Origin of the sequence: Rhodoferax sp. OV413, assembly GCF_900104385.1 — a bacterium.
Classification (GTDB): domain Bacteria; phylum Pseudomonadota; class Gammaproteobacteria; order Burkholderiales; family Burkholderiaceae_C; genus Rhodoferax_B.
The window spans coordinates 218,147-232,967 of record NZ_FNJA01000001.1; the positions used below are offsets into that span (position 1 = coordinate 218,147).

Annotated in this window: 15 protein-coding genes; 6 read left to right on the forward strand and 9 right to left on the reverse strand. The window is 64.0% G+C overall.

The annotated features are described in order from the left end of the window. Window positions 1-9 precede the first annotated feature (9 nt). The 8 genes from BLT66_RS01035 to BLT66_RS01070 all read right to left on the reverse strand — a co-directional run bounded on the left by BLT66_RS01035 (window position 10) and on the right by BLT66_RS01070 (window position 7,414). Window positions 10-582: a cytochrome b gene (locus tag BLT66_RS01035; protein ID WP_092754654.1), complete on the reverse strand. Its 573-nt coding sequence runs from the start codon at window positions 580-582 to the stop codon at window positions 10-12. 144 nt (window positions 583-726) lie between these two features. Then, the gene (locus BLT66_RS01040) at window positions 727-2,595 is read right to left on the reverse strand and encodes an ABC transporter ATP-binding protein (protein WP_092754657.1); all 1,869 of its coding nucleotides are present in this window, start codon (window positions 2,593-2,595) and stop codon (window positions 727-729) included. 15 nt (window positions 2,596-2,610) lie between these two features. Beyond that, window positions 2,611-3,090 carry a 23S rRNA (pseudouridine(1915)-N(3))-methyltransferase RlmH gene (rlmH, locus tag BLT66_RS01045; protein WP_092754661.1) on the reverse strand — a complete coding sequence of 160 codons (480 nt, stop codon included), beginning with the start codon at window positions 3,088-3,090 and terminating at the stop codon, window positions 2,611-2,613. A gap of 14 nt (window positions 3,091-3,104) precedes the next feature. Further along, the gene (rsfS, locus tag BLT66_RS01050; RefSeq protein WP_092754664.1) at window positions 3,105-3,887 is read right to left on the reverse strand and encodes a ribosome silencing factor; all 783 of its coding nucleotides are present in this window, start codon (window positions 3,885-3,887) and stop codon (window positions 3,105-3,107) included. Next, complete coding sequence (gene nadD, locus BLT66_RS01055) at window positions 3,884-4,501, reverse strand: nicotinate (nicotinamide) nucleotide adenylyltransferase (protein WP_092754667.1); 618 nt, start codon at window positions 4,499-4,501, stop codon at window positions 3,884-3,886. The genes rsfS and nadD overlap by 4 nt, the downstream gene beginning before the upstream one ends. After that, window positions 4,492-5,385, reverse strand: a complete 894-nt coding sequence (hemF, locus tag BLT66_RS01060) for an oxygen-dependent coproporphyrinogen oxidase (protein WP_092756955.1) — start codon at window positions 5,383-5,385, stop codon at window positions 4,492-4,494. The genes nadD and hemF overlap by 10 nt, the downstream gene beginning before the upstream one ends. Before the next feature lie 20 nt (window positions 5,386-5,405). Next, a complete protein-coding gene (purD, locus tag BLT66_RS01065; protein WP_092754669.1) occupies window positions 5,406-6,698 on the reverse strand; it encodes a phosphoribosylamine--glycine ligase in 1,293 nt (430 codons plus the stop codon). Next, a complete protein-coding gene (locus BLT66_RS01070) occupies window positions 6,695-7,414 on the reverse strand; it encodes a YebC/PmpR family DNA-binding transcriptional regulator (RefSeq protein WP_092754672.1) in 720 nt (239 codons plus the stop codon). Before BLT66_RS01070 ends, purD begins: the two co-directional genes overlap by 4 nt. 70 nt (window positions 7,415-7,484) lie before the next feature. On the opposite strand from BLT66_RS01070, the gene BLT66_RS01075 reads away from it, so the two are divergent. Together BLT66_RS01075 and BLT66_RS01080 are read left to right on the forward strand one after the other, a co-directional pair. Next, a complete protein-coding gene (locus BLT66_RS01075; RefSeq protein WP_092754675.1) occupies window positions 7,485-9,017 on the forward strand; it encodes a helicase HerA-like domain-containing protein in 1,533 nt (510 codons plus the stop codon). A gap of 81 nt (window positions 9,018-9,098) precedes the next feature. Continuing rightward, window positions 9,099-10,067 (forward strand): threo-3-hydroxy-L-aspartate ammonia-lyase, encoded by a 969-nt coding sequence (locus BLT66_RS01080; protein ID WP_092754680.1) that lies wholly within the window; start codon window positions 9,099-9,101, stop codon window positions 10,065-10,067. Here the strand turns inward: BLT66_RS01080 and BLT66_RS01085 are convergent. Further along, window positions 10,064-10,327 carry a DUF2798 domain-containing protein gene (locus tag BLT66_RS01085; RefSeq protein ID WP_092754683.1) on the reverse strand — a complete coding sequence of 88 codons (264 nt, stop codon included), beginning with the start codon at window positions 10,325-10,327 and terminating at the stop codon, window positions 10,064-10,066. The two genes, BLT66_RS01080 and BLT66_RS01085, sit on opposite strands and share 4 nt — an antisense overlap. A 131-nt stretch (window positions 10,328-10,458) precedes the next feature. Here BLT66_RS01085 and BLT66_RS01090 point away from each other — a divergent pair, with 131 nt between their 5' ends. The 4 genes from BLT66_RS01090 (at window position 10,459) to upp (ending at window position 14,707) form a co-directional block, all read left to right on the forward strand. After that, a complete protein-coding gene (locus tag BLT66_RS01090) occupies window positions 10,459-11,412 on the forward strand; it encodes a LysR family transcriptional regulator (protein WP_092754686.1) in 954 nt (317 codons plus the stop codon). Between the two features lie 92 nt (window positions 11,413-11,504). Then, complete coding sequence (locus tag BLT66_RS01095; RefSeq protein WP_092754688.1) at window positions 11,505-12,785, forward strand: GTP cyclohydrolase II; 1,281 nt, start codon at window positions 11,505-11,507, stop codon at window positions 12,783-12,785. 50 nt (window positions 12,786-12,835) lie between these two features. Then, on the forward strand, window positions 12,836-14,059 hold the full coding sequence (locus BLT66_RS01100; RefSeq protein ID WP_369821564.1) for a URC4/urg3 family protein: 1,224 nt from the start codon (window positions 12,836-12,838) through the stop codon (window positions 14,057-14,059). An 18-nt stretch (window positions 14,060-14,077) separates the two neighbouring features. Next, entirely contained in the window at window positions 14,078-14,707 is a 630-nt protein-coding gene (gene upp, locus BLT66_RS01105; RefSeq protein ID WP_092754692.1) for a uracil phosphoribosyltransferase, read from the forward strand. Window positions 14,708-14,821: the final 114 nt, after the last annotated feature.

Here is a 14,821-nt window from a genome sequence, read left to right on the forward strand (position 1 = left end):
AAAACAGAATCAGGGCAGCATGCGACCGATCAGGCCGTCACGGTCAATCCATTGGTGCTTGAACGCCGCAGCCACATGCACCACCACCAGGGCACACAAGGACCAGGCGGCCAGCCGGTGCAGGGGCTTGAGCGTTTCTGCCAGCTCCTTGCTGGCAGACACCAGGTCCGGCAAGGGGAACTGTCCAAACAGCACGATCTGAAAGCCGGTTGCCGAGCTGTAGGCCCAGCCCAGCAAGGGCACGATGAAGAACAAGGCGTACATGGCGTAGTGCGTGCCTTCGTGCGCCCAGTGCTGCCACGCCGGCATGCTTTGCGCCATGGCGGTTGGCAGGGCCGGCGGGCGGTGGGTAAAGCGCCATAGCAAGCGCAGCGCCGACAGCGCCAGAATCGTCACGCCCGCCCACTTGTGCCAGTTGTACAGCTTGAGCCGCAGCGGAGAAAACGACAAGCCCACCATGTAGGTGCCCGCAGCAAACAGACCGATCAAGGCCAGCGCAAGGACCCAGTGCAAGGCCATGGCAACACCGGAATAGGCCTTGGGTTTTGCAGATTCTGCTGCGGGAGACGGGGTCAATGCCATATGTACAACACAGGGCGGCTAGGCCCAATCAGTAAACTCGATGGCTAGTGTAGAAACGGCTGCAGCCGAAAAGTTCACGCAATTCGTCGGAATACTTCGAATTTTTTGAACCCTTGCCCCCCAAACCTGGGCGCGCACCACGGTTTAGACCATCGCGACGGGCTCCGCCTCGTCGTCCTCTTCACCCAGAAAGCCCCCACTCTGGTGGGCCCAGAGCCGCGCATACAGGCCACCCGATGCGAGCAGGCTGCGGTGGTCACCCATCTCCACGATGCGGCCCTTGTCCAGCACCACCAGGCGGTCCATCGCGGCAATCGTCGACAGCCGGTGCGCAATCGCCACGACAGTCTTGCCCTCCATCAGCCGGTACAGACTGGACTGGATGGCCGCCTCGACTTCCGAGTCCAGCGCGCTGGTCGCCTCGTCGAGCAGCAGAATCGGCGCGTCTTTCAGCATCACCCGGGCAATCGCAATCCGCTGGCGCTGGCCGCCCGACAGCTTCACGCCGCGCTCGCCCACATGGGCATCAAAACCTTTGCGGCCGCTTGGGTCGCTCAGGGTGTGGATGAAGTCAAACGCTTCGGCACGCCGCGCTGCAGCCTCCATATGGGCATCGGTGGCATCCGGCCGGCCATAGAGGATGTTGTCGCGCACCGAGCGGTGCAACAAGGAGGTGTCTTGCGTAACCATGCCGATTTGCGCGCGCAGGCTCTCCTGCGACACTTTGGCGATGTCCTGGCCGTCCACCAGGATGCGGCCGTGCTCCACGTCGTAGAAACGCAGCAGCAAATTCACGATGGTGGACTTGCCCGCCCCCGAGCGGCCGACCAGGCCGATCTTCTCGCCCGCGCGGATATGCAGCGACATGCGGTCGATCACCTTGCGGGCATCCGGGCCGGTAGCGCCATAGGCAAAGTCCACGTTTTCAAACTGCACCTCGCCCTTGGGCACGCGCAATGGCGGGGCCTGAGGAATATCCTGCACCGCCTGCGGGCGGGTCAAGGTATTGAGCCCGTCCTGCACCGTGCCCACATGTTCAAACAGCGAGGCCATTTCCCACATCACCCAGTGCGAGATACCGTTCAGACGCAGCGACATCGCGGTCGCGGCGGCCACTGCGCCCACCCCCACCCGGCCTTGGGTCCACAGCCACAGGGCCAGGCCGGCCGTTGCCAATATCAGCAACATGCCCAGCACGTGGTTGACTACCTCGAAGCCGCTGACCAGGCGCATCTGCCGTTGCACGGTCTTCAAAAAGTCCTGCATTGCTGAACGAGCAAAACCCGCTTCGCGCCCAGCGTGGGAGAACAGTTTTACGGTTGCAATATTGGTATAGGCATCGGTGATCCGGCCGGTCATCAGCGAGCGCGCATCGGCCTGCTTCTTGGCCACGCCCGACAGGCGAGGCACAAAGTAACGGATGGCTATCGCATAGAGGATCACCCAACCCAGAAACGGCAGCAGCATCCAGGCGTTGAAGTTACCCACCACCGCCACCATGGTGACGAAGTAGATGGTCACGAACACCAGGATATCGCCCAGAATCATGCACACATCGCGCACTGCCAGCGCGGTCTGCATCACCTTGGTAGCGACCCGGCCAGCGAACTCGTCCTGGTAGAAGCCCATGCTCTGGCCCAGCATCAGGCGGTGGAACTTCCAGCGCAGCAGCATCGGAAAGTTAGCCGCCAGGGTCTGGTGCTTGAACAGGGTCTGCAATGCAATCAATAGCGGACTACCTAGCAGCAGCGCGCCCAGCAGCAGCAAACTGCTGCGCTCCTGGGTCCACAGCAAAGCTGGCGGCACCTGGCCCAGCCAGTCCACCACACGCCCCATCATGGCGAACAACAAGGCTTCGAACACGCCCACGCAAGCGGTCAGCAAGGTCATCGCCAGGATGTACTTGCGCACGCCCTTGCTGCAAGCCCATACAAAATGAAAAAAGCCGCGCGGTGGCGGCTGGGGGGTGTCGTCCGGGTAAGGACTCACCAGGTTTTCAAACCATTTCAGCATGCCTATGTCTCTGGTTCACTCTCGGTGGTAGGGGTGGTTGGCATTCACCGACCACGCCCGGTACAACTGCTCCACCAGCAGCACGCGGGCAAACGCGTGCGGCAGAGTCAGGTCCGACAGCCGGATGCGCTCATGGGCGGCCTGGCGAAATGCCGGGTCCAGCCCATCGGGGCCGCCGATCACCAGCGCCACGTCATCGCTCTCCAACTGCCAAGCTTTGAGCTTACCCGCCAATGCCTTGGTGGTGAGTGCGGTGCCGCGTTCATCCAGGGCGACGATACGGGCATTGCGGCCTATGCTGGACTGGATGGCGGTTTCTATGCGCTCACGCTCGGCCGCGTAAATCGTCTCCAGGGTCTTGGAACCCCGGGGCTCGGTCTTCACGGCCTTGAGCTCGATCTTGAGCTCGGGTGGGAAGCGTTTGGCGTAGTCGTCGTAAGCGGTTTGCGCCCAGTCGGGCATGCGCTGGCCTACGGCAACGATCACCAACTTCATGTCGCCAGCTTCATTTACTTGCGGCCAGGTGCTCGCTTGGCAGGTGCCTTAGGTGTCTTGGGCGCAGCGCGCTTGGCGGCAGCAGCCTTTTTGACCGTCTCGATCGGGGCCTTGATGACCACGGTCTTGACGGCCGTCTTCACCGCGGTCTTGGCTGGCGCCTTGACAGCAACAGCCTTCTTGGCGGGCACGGCTTTCTTGGCCGGAGCAGCCGCTGCTACCGTCTTGCGAGCGGCCTTCTTGGGAACATCCAGCACCGGACGTTCTGGCGCCAACAGGCTTTCGGCATGTTCGCGGGCAGCGATCTTGCTGGCGCGCTTGGCCGCAGCGGGCGACAATTTCTTGGCTGGGGTCTTCTTGGCGGCGACCTTTTTCACCGGCGCTGCTGGCTCTTCGGCCTTGGGCAGCGGCTTGGCGGCGCCCAGCTTCAGGCGGATCGGCTTTTCGCCCCACAGCTCTTCCAGGTGGTAGTACTGGCGGATCGCGGGTTGCATGATGTGCACCACGGCGCGGCCGCAATCCACAATGATCCACTCGCCATTGGATTCGCCTTCGGTACGGGGCTTGGCAAAACCGGCGTCGCGCACGGCGTCGCGCACGCTGGCGGCCAGGGCCTTGGTCTGGCGGTTCGAGGTGCCCGAGGCAATGATCACGCGCTCGAACAGGGCCGACAGGCCTTCGGTGTCGAACACCACGATGTCAACAGCTTTGACATCTTCCAGTCCATCGACGATGGCCCGTTGGAGTTTTTGGGTGTCTTTTTTCGCAACGGTTTCGTTTTGGGCAGAGGTGGTCATCGGTCAATTCGGTAGAGATGGTGTTGGTCAATATAACGTGCTACGCCCTCTGGGACCAGATGGGCTATCCCTTGCGAGGTGGCGGCGCGGTTACGGATGTCGGTAGCACTGAGCGCCAAGGGAGGCAAATGCAGCGCCTGGAAACGTTCCGGCGGCAAGAATTCAGGCATAAATGGACTGCTGGCGCTGGTTGGATCAGCACGTGAAGCTACGGAAATTATAGCAGTCTGCACAATCTCCTCCCAACCATGCCAAGTCGGCAGCCGGCGCGCCTGGTCTTCGCCCATCAGCAGGAACAGCTGGGCCTGTGCGTGTTCGGCGCGCAGCTCATGCAAAGTGTCGATGGTGTAGGTCGGGCCATCGCGCAGGATTTCCCGCGGATCGACACGCACGCCAGCTATGTCCGCAAAGGCCAGTTGGGCCATCGCCAGCCGATGTACTGACGGGCTGAGAGTGCGGCTCTTGTGCCACGCATGGCCGGTGGGAAACACATACAAGGCGTCCAGCTGCAGCTGCTGCAGCGCCGACTGCGCCAGGGCCACGTGCATATTGTGGGGCGGGTCGAATGCTCCGCCGAACACGCCGATACGGCGCAGAGGCGAAGTTACACCCATGCACGTGGAACCAGAAACTCGCGCGTCAATGCGTCTTCGGCCGAACCCGCTTCCGGCTGGTGCTGGTAGGACCAGCTGGCCAGCGGTGGCATCGACAGCAGGATCGATTCCGTGCGTCCGCCCGACTGCAGACCGAAGTGCGTACCGCGGTCCCACACCAGGTTGAATTCCACATAGCGGCCGCGCCGGTACAGCTGGAAAGCCCGCTCGCGCTCGCCGTACGGCGTATCTTTGCGGCGCAACAGAATCGGCACATAGGCATCCAGGAACGCCGAGCCCACGGCCTGCGTCATGGCCATGCTCTGCTCGGAGCCCAGCTCCGAGAAGTCGTCAAAAAACACGCCCCCGATGCCGCGTGGCTCCTGGCGGTGCTTCAGATAAAAGTACTCGTCGCACCATTGCTTGAAGCGCGGATATTTGTCGGCACCAAAGGGTGCGAGTGCGCTTTGGCAGGTACGGTGAAAGTGCACCGCGTCTTCTTCAAAGCCGTAGATAGGCGTCAGATCCATGCCGCCGCCGAACCAGCAGACGGGCTCACCGTCTTGCGGCGTCGCAACGATCATGCGCACGTTCATGTGCACGGTAGGCGCATACGGATTGCGCGGATGGAACACCAGCGACACGCCCATGGCCTCGAAAGGCGCACCCGCCAGCTGCGGCCGGTGCTGGGTGGCAGATGGCGGCAACTGCGGCCCGCGCACATGCGAAAACCCACAGCCCGCGCGCTCCAGCACAGCACCGTTTTCCAGAATCTGGGTGATGCCCTGCCCTTGCAGCTTTTCGCCCGGCGGCTTTTCCCAGGCATCGCTCAGGAAGCTGCCGCCATCCAGCGCAGCCATGCGGGTGGTGATACGCGACTGCAGGCCCAGCAAATAGGCCCGCATCAGCTCAGCGGTGTCCAAGCTCAACCCTTGACGGCTCTGAATCCGATGTCGCGGCGGTACTGCATGCCATCGAAATGGATGCCGCGCGTCACCTCGTAGGCATGCTGCTGCGCCAGCTTGACGTTGTCGGCCAGCACCGTCACGCACAAGACCCGGCCGCCCGAGGTCGACACCACATCGCCCTCCTTGACGGTACCGGCATGGAACACCACTGCATCGTCGGTCGCCTTGGGCAAACCGGTGATCGCATCGCCCTTGCGCGGCGTCATTGGATAGCCGTGGGCGGCCACCACCACGCCCAGGGCGATACGGCGGTCCCAGTCCAGGCTGATCTGGTCCAGCTTGCCATGCGGGCCGGGCTCGGTAGCCGCCCACAGCACCTCGAACAGATCGGACTTCAGCCGCATCATCAGCGGCTGGGTTTCCGGGTCGCCGAGGCGGCAATTGAATTCCAGCGTCTTGGGCTTGCCCTTGGCATCGATCATCAGTCCGGCGTACAAAAAGCCGGTGTAGGTGATGCCGTCTTTTTCCATGCCCTTGATGGTCGGCAGGATGATTTCACGCATGGCGCGGGCGTGCACATCGGCCGTCACCACGGGGGCGGGCGAATACGCGCCCATGCCGCCGGTGTTCGGGCCCTGGTCGCCGTCGAGCAGGCGCTTGTGGTCCTGGCTGGTGGCCAGCGGGATCACATTCTTGCCGTCGCACAGGACGATGAAGCTGGCTTCTTCGCCGGCCAGGAATTCTTCGATCACCACCCGCGCCCCACCCTCGTTGTGGCTCACACCCAGGGTGTTGTCGAGCAGCATGAAGTCGATGGCCTCGTGCGCCTCGGCCAGGGTCTGGGCTACGACCACGCCTTTGCCAGCAGCCAGGCCGTCGGCCTTGACGACGATGGGCGCGCCCATTTTCTCGACGTAGGCATGGGCTGCGACCGGGTCGCTGAAGGTATCAAACTCGGCCGTGGGAATCCCGTGGCGCGCCATGAAGGCTTTGGAGAAAGCCTTGGAGCTTTCCAGCTGCGCGGCGGCCTTGGTAGCGCCAAAAATGCGCATGCCATGGTTGCGGAACTCGTCCACTACGCCAGCCGCCAGCGGGCCTTCGGGGCCGACCACGGTCAGCGAGATGCCTTCGGTCTGCGCCCACTGGCGCAGCGCCTGCACATCGGTGATCGGCACGTTGATGAATTGCTCGTCCAGCGCGGTGCCGCCGTTGCCGGGGGCCACGTAGACACGGGTGACGCGGGCGCAACCGTTGAGCTTCCAGGCGAGTGCATGTTCGCGGCCGCCACCGCCAATAACCAGGACTTTCATAGGCCAGCGTTGTGAAAGACTTCTTGGACATCGTCCAGGTCTTCGAGCACATCCAGTAGTTTTTGCATTTTTTCGGCGTCAGCGCCTTCCAGTTCGATGGTGTTCTCTGCCCGCATGGTGACTTCGGCCACCTCAGGTTTCAGGCCGGCGGTTTCCAGCGCCAGCTTGATCTTTTCAAAATCGGGGTAGGCGGTCAGCACCTCGATGGCGCCGTCTTCGTCGGTAATCACGTCTTCGGCGCCGGCTTCCAGCGCCACTTCCATCACCTTGTCTTCGTCCGTGCCCGGGGCAAAAACGAACTGGCCGCAGTGCTTGAACTGGAACGAGACCGAGCCTTCGGTACCCATATTGCCGCCGTATTTGCTGAAGGCGTGGCGCACTTCGGCCACGGTACGCACACGGTTGTCGGTCATGGTGTCGACGATGATGGCTGCGCCACCGATGCCGTAGCCTTCGTAGCGGATTTCTTCGTAGGTCACGCCTTCCAGCGTGCCGGTGGCTTTTTCGATGTTGCGCTTGACGGTGTCAGCCGCCAGATTCGAGGCCTTGGCCTTCTCAACGGCCAGGCGCAAACGCGGGTTAATACTGAGATCCCCGCCACCCAAACGGGCTGCCACCATGATTTCGCGGATCACACGGGTCCAGACCTTGCCCCGTTTTTCATCCTGGCGGCCCTTTCGGTGCTGAATATTCGCCCATTTACTGTGACCGGCCACAAGAATTCCTTATCAATTGATTTAATCTACCGGCAGATTTTACTGACCCCCAAACCTCCAGGACACCGCCATGGCCGAACCCATCTTAATTGCCAAAAACGCCACCACTGTCTGCGAGTTGCTGCCCGCCCTGGCAAACCGCCATGGCCTGATCACCGGCGCCACCGGCACCGGCAAAACCGTCACCCTGCAGACCCTGGCGGAAAACTTCTCCAAGATCGGTGTACCCGTCTTCATGGCCGACGTCAAAGGCGACCTGACCGGCATCAGCCAGGCCGGTCGCATTGGCGACAAGCTGGCCGGCATCCTGAAGGAACGCGGCATTGACCAGCCCGAATCCCTGGCCTGCCCCGCCACCCTGTGGGACGTGTTTGGCGAGCAAGGCCACCCAGTGCGCGCCACCGTGTCCGACATGGGGCCACTGCTGCTGGGCCGCATGCTGAACCTGAACGACACCCAGAGCGGCGTGCTGAACATGGTCTTCAAGATCGCCGACGACAACGGCCTGCTGCTGCTCGATTTGAAAGACCTGCGCGCCATGCTGCAGTACGTGGGCGACAACAGCAGCGAATTCACCACCCAGTACGGCAATGTGTCGGCGGCCAGTGTGGGCGCCATCCAGCGCGGCCTGCTGCAGATCGAGTCCCAGGGCGGCGACAAGTTCTTTGGCGAACCGATGCTGAACATCAGCGACTTCATGCAGACCGTCGACGGCAAGGGCGTGGTGAACATCCTGGCGGCCGACAAGCTGATGAATTCGCCACGCCTGTACGCCACCTTCTTGCTGTGGATGCTGTCCGAGCTGTTCGAGCAACTGCCGGAAATTGGCGACCCCGAGCAGCCCAAGCTGGTGTTCTTCTTCGACGAAGCCCATCTGCTGTTCAACGAGGCGCCCAAGGCCCTGGTCGAGCGCATCGAGTTGGTGGTGCGCCTGGTGCGCTCCAAGGGCGTGGGCGTGTATTTCGTGACCCAAAACCCGCTGGACATTCCCGACTCGGTGCTGGCCCAGCTGGGCAACCGGGTCCAGCACGCGCTGCGCGCCTTCACCCCGCGCGACCAGAAGGCCGTCAAGGCCACGGCCCAGACCATGCGGCAAAAGCCCGGCCTGGACATCGAAGCCGCCATCACCGAGCTGGCCGTGGGCGAGGCCCTGGTCAGCCTGCTGGATGCCAAGGGCCGGCCCAGCATCACCGAACGCGTATTTGTGCTGCCGCCGGGCAGCCAGCTCGGCCCCATCACCCCGGACCAGCGCAAAGTGCTGTTGCAGACCTCGCTGGTCGCCGGTATCTACGAAAAGGTGGTCGACCGCGAATCGGCTGCCGAAAAGCTGCAAGGCCGCACCCAGGCCACCGTGGCCAATGCCGCAAACAACGCCCCCGCAGGTACCCTGCCCGGCCAGGCGGCACCGGCCTCTGGCGGCGCCCTGGGCGGCGTGATGGGCGGGCTGAACGACATCCTGTTCGGCACCACCGGCCCGCGCGGCGCAAAGCACGACGGCCTGGCCCAGACCATGATGAAGTCCGCCGTGCGCACCATGGGCACCAAGGTCGGCCAGGAAATCCTGCGCGGCGTCTTGGGCGGCATCTTCGGCGGCAAAAGATAAATTCATAAAAAATCGGGCTCTAGCGAAGATACTACTTGCGCAAGCAGCTACACATTCAATAGCAAATCAATATTCCACGCCATGGCAGAACTCCCGCTCCCCAGCTTTGACGACGTGGCCGCAGCATCCAGCCGCATCCAGGGCCAGGCCCATGCCACGCCGGTGCTGCGTTCGCGCACCATCGACTCGCAACTCGGCGCGCAGCTGTTCTTCAAGGCCGAGAACTTCCAGCGCATGGGCGCGTTCAAGTTCCGCGGCGGCTTCAATGCGCTGTCGCGCTTCACGCCCGAGCAAAAAAAGCGCGGCGTGCTGGCGTTCTCCTCCGGCAACCACGCACAGGCGATTGCGCTGTCGGCCCAGCTGCTGGGCATGCCGGCCACCATCGTGATGCCGCAGGACGCACCCGCCGCCAAGCTGGCGGCCACCCGCGGCTACGGCGCCGAGGTGGTGACCTACGACCGCTTTACCCAGGACCGCGAGGCCATCAGCCAGCAGATCGCCCAAGAGCGCGGCATGACGCTGATTCCGCCGTATGACCATGCCGACGTGATCGCCGGCCAGGGCACGGCGGCCAAAGAGCTGTTTGAAGAAGTGGGCGAACTGGATTATTTGTTCGTCTGTCTGGGCGGCGGCGGCCTGCTCAGCGGCTCGGCACTGTCGGCCAAGGCCTTGTCGCCGCAATGCCGCATCTACGGCGTCGAGCCGAAGGCCGGTAACGACGGCCAGCAGTCGCTGGCCCAGGGCCACATCGTGCATATCGACACCCCGCGCACCATCGCCGACGGCGCGCAGACCCAGCACCTGGGCCAGCTGACCTTCCCCATCATCCGCCGCGATGTGGCCGGCATCGTTACCGCCAGCGACGCCCAATTGGTGCAGACCATGCGCTTCTATGCCGAGCGCATGAAGATGGTCGTCGAGCCCACCGGCTGCCTGAGCCTGGCCGGTGCCGAGCACGGCGGCGTGGACATCCGCGGCGCGCGCGTCGGCATCCTCGTCAGCGGCGGCAACGTCGACATGGCGCGTTTCGCGGAGTTGCTCGGCAGCTAGCCCTGCACGGTCGCCGCGGTCAGCCGCAGCACCACCGGTCGCACGCCCAGCACGCAGACAAAGGCCGCCGGCATGGCCAGCGCATAGGCGCTCAGCACCCGCCACAGGTAGCCGTTGGCCAGGCCGGTGCCGGCGGCGACGATCACCGCGCACATCAAAAAGGCCATGATGCCAGCCATGTAAAAGGCGAACACCACGGGCGTAAAGCGCTTGGGTATCTTCCAGAAGGCCGGGCGTGGGGAAGAGGTGGATAGGGACATGGTGTGGACCTGGTAGTTGCAAGCGAATGGCGCAACTTTAAGAGCCATCGCCGCTGCGCACTAGACGGCTACAGCCACTTTCACTGCTAAGCTCAGCTTATGAATAAAGAAATCTATTCCTAAGCGAATCCATGTCCAACCTGCGTGGCATAGAAACCTTTATCCGGGCCGTCGAAGGCGGCAGCATCGCTGCGGCGGCGCGCCAGCTGGGCATCAGCGCCGCGGCCGCCAGCCAGAACCTGGGCCGATTGGAAAAAGAACTCGGCACCCGGCTGCTGACGCGCACCACCCGCTCGCAGGCGCTGACCGCGGCCGGCGAGGTGTACTTTGCCCAGGTCGGCCCGCTGCTCGACGGCCTGGCGCAGGCCCAGTCCGAACTCTCGGCGCTGCAGGACACGGTGCAGGGCCGGCTCAAAATCTCCTGCGCGGTCGCCTTTGGCCGGCATATGGTGGCGCCGCTGATGCCGGCCTTTATGGCGCGCTACCCGCGGGTGCACCTGGAAATGCTGATGGTCGACCGCAATGTCGACCACCTGAAGGAGGACGTGGACGCCAGCATCCGCTTCCGCCACGTGCTGGAGCCCGGCCTGGTGGCGCGGCGAATCGCCACCGCGCCCATGGTGTTCTGCGCGGCACCGGCCTATCTGCAGCAGCATGGCCGGCCGACCACGCCCGAAGACCTGGCCCACCATCCCTGCCTGGCGTTTCGCCTGCCGCTGGACGGGCGACTCATGCAATGGCCGTTTCTGCGCGACGGGGTTCGCTTCGCCCCGGCCATCCAGACCGCCGCCGTGTGCAACGACATCGACACCCTGGCCGCTCTGGCCGTAGCCGGTGCCGGCGTGGCCCGGCTCGGCAGCTTCATCGCCAACCCCTTGATCGCCGCCGGCAAGCTGGAGCCGCTGTTTCTGAATTCCGGCGGACGCGGACGCACCCGGGCCGACCCCGAGCCGCTGGAGTACTTCGCCTGCTTCCGCGACCGCCAGCACCTGCCGGCGCCGGTGCGGGTGTTCGTGGACTTCATCGCCGAAGCCTTGCAAGACCACCCGCTGCTGCGCGCGCCGGTATGGCCACTGGCGGCCTGAAACACAAGCCCGCGGCACGCAAAATGCATAGCATCTACCCTGCTTGCCAGACTGCCCGCCCATCGCTACATTGGATTTTTTGAGGACTCTCCATGCCTGCTGACCTCGCCACCAGCTCCCCGGCGCCCGCCGCTCCTGGCCCCAGCCATATCCGCTTGACATCCCACGCCAGCGGCTATGGCGCCTTGCCGATACGCTGGGCCGCGGCCACCGCTACCGAGCGCGGCCCGGTGGTCGGCACCACCACCAAACGCAGCCACCGCAATGTGATCGGCACGCACAGTGGCAGCTACAGCATCTACCGCGCGCTGGCCATCGCCTCCGGCGGCCTGTCGCCCAAGCACAAGGCCGATCTGACCAACACCATGCCGACCGACATCATCGGCCCCTACCCGCAGTGGAGCGAGCCGGGCCGCATCGTCGCCATGGACCCCTGGGGCGCGACGATTGCCGACGTGTTCTCGGCCGAGCTGGCCGCCGGCTACGACATCCGCCCGACCATCGCCGTAACCCAGGCCCATGTGATCCTGCCCGAAGTCATCGAAGCGCTGCAGTCGGGTCGCCTCAAGGCCGATGGCAAATTCCTTACCGCTGGCGGTGCCGCCATGGTCACCAAGGTGGCGGTCGAGCCGGTCTGGTACCTGCCCGAAGTCGCCAAGCGCTTCAACTGCACCGAAGCCGAACTGCGCCGCGTGCTGTTCGAAGAAACCGGCGGCATGTACCCCGAACTGGTGACGCGCAGCGACCTGGAAGTGTTTCTGCCGCCGATCGGCGGGCTCACCGCCTACATCTTCGGCAACCCGCGCGACCTGGCGAACCCCGAGGTCGAGCTCACCGCCCGCGTCCACGACGAATGCAATGGCTCGGACGTGTTCGGCTCCGACATCTGCACCTGCCGCCCCTATCTGACGCACGCCATCGAGGAATGCATCCAGGGCGCGCAGCGCGGCGGTGTCGGCCTGGTGTCGTATTTCCGCAAGGAAGGCCGGGCCCTCGGCGAAGTCACCAAGTTCCTGGTCTACAACGCGCGCAAACGCCAGGTCGGTGGCGACACGGCGGACCAGTATTTCAACCGCACCGAATGCGTGGCCGGCGTGCAGGACATGCGCTTCCAGGAACTCATGCCCGACGTGCTGAACTGGCTGGGCATCCGCAAAATCCACCGCCTGGTGTCGATGAGCAATATGAAGTACGACGCTATCACCCGCGCCGGCATCGAGGTGGTGCAACGGGTGAATATTCCCGACCACATGATCCCCGCCGACGCACAGGTCGAAATGGACGCGAAAATGGCGGCTGGCTACTTCACCCCCGGTGCGGTGCCAACTGCCGAAGAATTGAAAAAGGCCAAGGGCCGTGGATTGACTGAATGACTATGGATTTGATAGCTGCTGACGCAGATATAACAAGCGCTGCAGCCCTGTTGCGCTCAACAAAAGCGATACGCAGCCGGGCCCAGGCCCTGCTGGCGCGGGCCCGCGCCGGCGGCTCGGCCTACTTCACGGTAGATGACGCCGCGCTGCAGCCCACCGCCGCCCTGGTGGCCCAGGTGACGCGCGAGCGTTACCCGAGCCTGAAGATCCCGTACCACAGCCGCTGGCGGCATTTCGAGGCCGGCAAGGTAGACCGTACTGCGCTGCTGAACGAAGAACTGGGCAAGGTATCCGTGGCCAAACGCGCCCGCGCCCACATCGACCTGGCCATCGTCAGCGTGCTGCTCGATGCCGGCTCGGGCCCCGACTGGAGCTACACCGACCCGCGCACCGGCCAGAAGCTCAGCCGCTCCGAAGGCCTGGGCGTGGCCAGCTACAACGCCTTTACCAAGGGCTTGTTTTCCAGCAAGCCGACCCAGCCTTGCCAGGCCGATGCGCTAGGCCTGCAGAATCTGACGGCACGCCAACTCGGCGATGCCTTCCAGGTCGGCGTGGAGAACCCGCTGGTCGGGCTCGAAGGCCGGGCCGCGCTGCTGCGGCGCCTGGGTGAAGTCATCGCCGCCCAGCCCGAAGTGTTTGGCGGTGCTGGCGGCCTGTGCCGGCCGGGTCGCTTGTTCGACCATCTGGTGCCAGCCGATTCTGATGCGCCAACGGTGGCCGCACACGACATTCTTGTAGCCTTGTTAAGCACGCTGTCGCCCATCTGGCCTGCGCAGAACGCAATCAAAACCGAAGCGGGCAACGAAATTTCGCTGGGCGACTGCTGGCGCCACAGCGCCGTGCCCGGCGTGGGTGCCAGCGCCGGCTGGATGCCTTTCCACAAGCTGTCGCAGTGGCTGTCGTATTCGCTGCTGGAACCGCTGGAATGGGCCGACGTAACCGTCACCGGCCTGGATGCGCTGACGGGCTTGCCCGAATACCGCAACGGCGGCCTGCTGCTCGACGGCGGCGTGCTGGCTTTGAAGAACCCGGCGCTGGCCCAACAGGCGCAGACCGCTGGCGATGAATGCATCGTCGAATGGCGCGCGCTGACGGTGGCGCTGCTGGACGAACTGGCTCCGCTGGTGCGCGCCGAGCTGGGTTTGACGGCCGAGCAGATGCCGCTGGCCTGCGTGCTCGAAGGCGGCACCTGGGCCGCCGGCCGGGTGCTGGCCCAGCGCCTGCGCGGTGGCACGCCGCCCCTGAATATCGCCAGCGATGGCACCGTGTTTTAACTTGGAATCGAAGACATCATGAGCAACGTACACCTGATCAGCCACCCCTTGGTGCAACACAAGCTGACGCTGATGCGCCGCAAGGACGCCAGCACCAACACCTTCCGCCGCCTGCTCAACGAGCTGTCGTCGCTGATGGCCTACGAGGTCACGCGCGACATGCCGATGCAGGACATCGAGATCGAAACCCCGCTGGAGAAGATGACCGCCAAGGTCATCGACGGCAAGAAGCTGGTGTTCGTCTCCATCCTGCGGGCCGGCAACGGCATTTTGGAAGGCATGCTCAGCGTGGTGCCGGGCGCGCGCGTCGGCCATGTGGGCCTGTACCGCGACCCGAAGACGCTGACGGCCGTGGAGTACTACTTCAAGATGCCGCACGACATGCACGAGCGCGACATCGTCATCGTCGACCCGATGCTGGCCACCGGCAACTCGGCGATTGCGGCAGTGGAGCGGCTGAAAGAGCTGAACCCGAAGTCGATCAAGTTCGTCTGCCTGCTGACCTGCCCCGAAGGCGTGGCCGCGCTGCAGGCCGCCCACCCCGACGTGGCGATCTACACCGCCGCCATCGACCGAGAGCTCAGCGACCACGGCTACATCCTGCCGGGCCTGGGCGATGCCGGCGACCGTATTTTTGGCACCAAATAAGGCTCTAGGGCTTATTCAATCAGCGCCACCAGCTATCTAAAACATAGCATTATCCGGCACTGCAGGGCAGCCTGATGGCGGAAAACGCTGACCCGGCAGAAAACAAAATCACCG

Excerpts from the sequence above, each read along its gene's own strand:
- BLT66_RS01035 (WP_092754654.1), bottom strand. The coding sequence starts at position 582 with ATGGCATTGACCCCGTCTCCCGCAGCAGAATCTGCAAAACCCAAGGCC.
- BLT66_RS01040 (WP_092754657.1), bottom strand. The coding sequence starts at position 2,595 with ATGCTGAAATGGTTTGAAAACCTGGTGAGTCCTTACCCGGACGACACC.
- rlmH (WP_092754661.1), bottom strand. The coding sequence starts at position 3,090 with ATGAAGTTGGTGATCGTTGCCGTAGGCCAGCGCATGCCCGACTGGGCG.
- rsfS (WP_092754664.1), bottom strand. The coding sequence starts at position 3,887 with ATGACCACCTCTGCCCAAAACGAAACCGTTGCGAAAAAAGACACCCAA.
- nadD (WP_092754667.1), bottom strand. The coding sequence starts at position 4,501 with ATGGGTGTAACTTCGCCTCTGCGCCGTATCGGCGTGTTCGGCGGAGCA.
- hemF (WP_092756955.1), bottom strand. The coding sequence starts at position 5,385 with ATGCGGGCCTATTTGCTGGGCCTGCAGTCGCGTATCACCACCCGCATG.
- purD (WP_092754669.1), bottom strand. The coding sequence starts at position 6,698 with ATGAAAGTCCTGGTTATTGGCGGTGGCGGCCGCGAACATGCACTCGCC.
- BLT66_RS01075 (WP_092754675.1), top strand. The coding sequence starts at position 7,485 with ATGGCCGAACCCATCTTAATTGCCAAAAACGCCACCACTGTCTGCGAG.
- BLT66_RS01080 (WP_092754680.1), top strand. The coding sequence starts at position 9,099 with ATGGCAGAACTCCCGCTCCCCAGCTTTGACGACGTGGCCGCAGCATCC.
- BLT66_RS01085 (WP_092754683.1), bottom strand. The coding sequence starts at position 10,327 with ATGTCCCTATCCACCTCTTCCCCACGCCCGGCCTTCTGGAAGATACCC.
- BLT66_RS01090 (WP_092754686.1), top strand. The coding sequence starts at position 10,459 with ATGTCCAACCTGCGTGGCATAGAAACCTTTATCCGGGCCGTCGAAGGC.
- BLT66_RS01095 (WP_092754688.1), top strand. The coding sequence starts at position 11,505 with ATGCCTGCTGACCTCGCCACCAGCTCCCCGGCGCCCGCCGCTCCTGGC.
- upp (WP_092754692.1), top strand. The coding sequence starts at position 14,078 with ATGAGCAACGTACACCTGATCAGCCACCCCTTGGTGCAACACAAGCTG.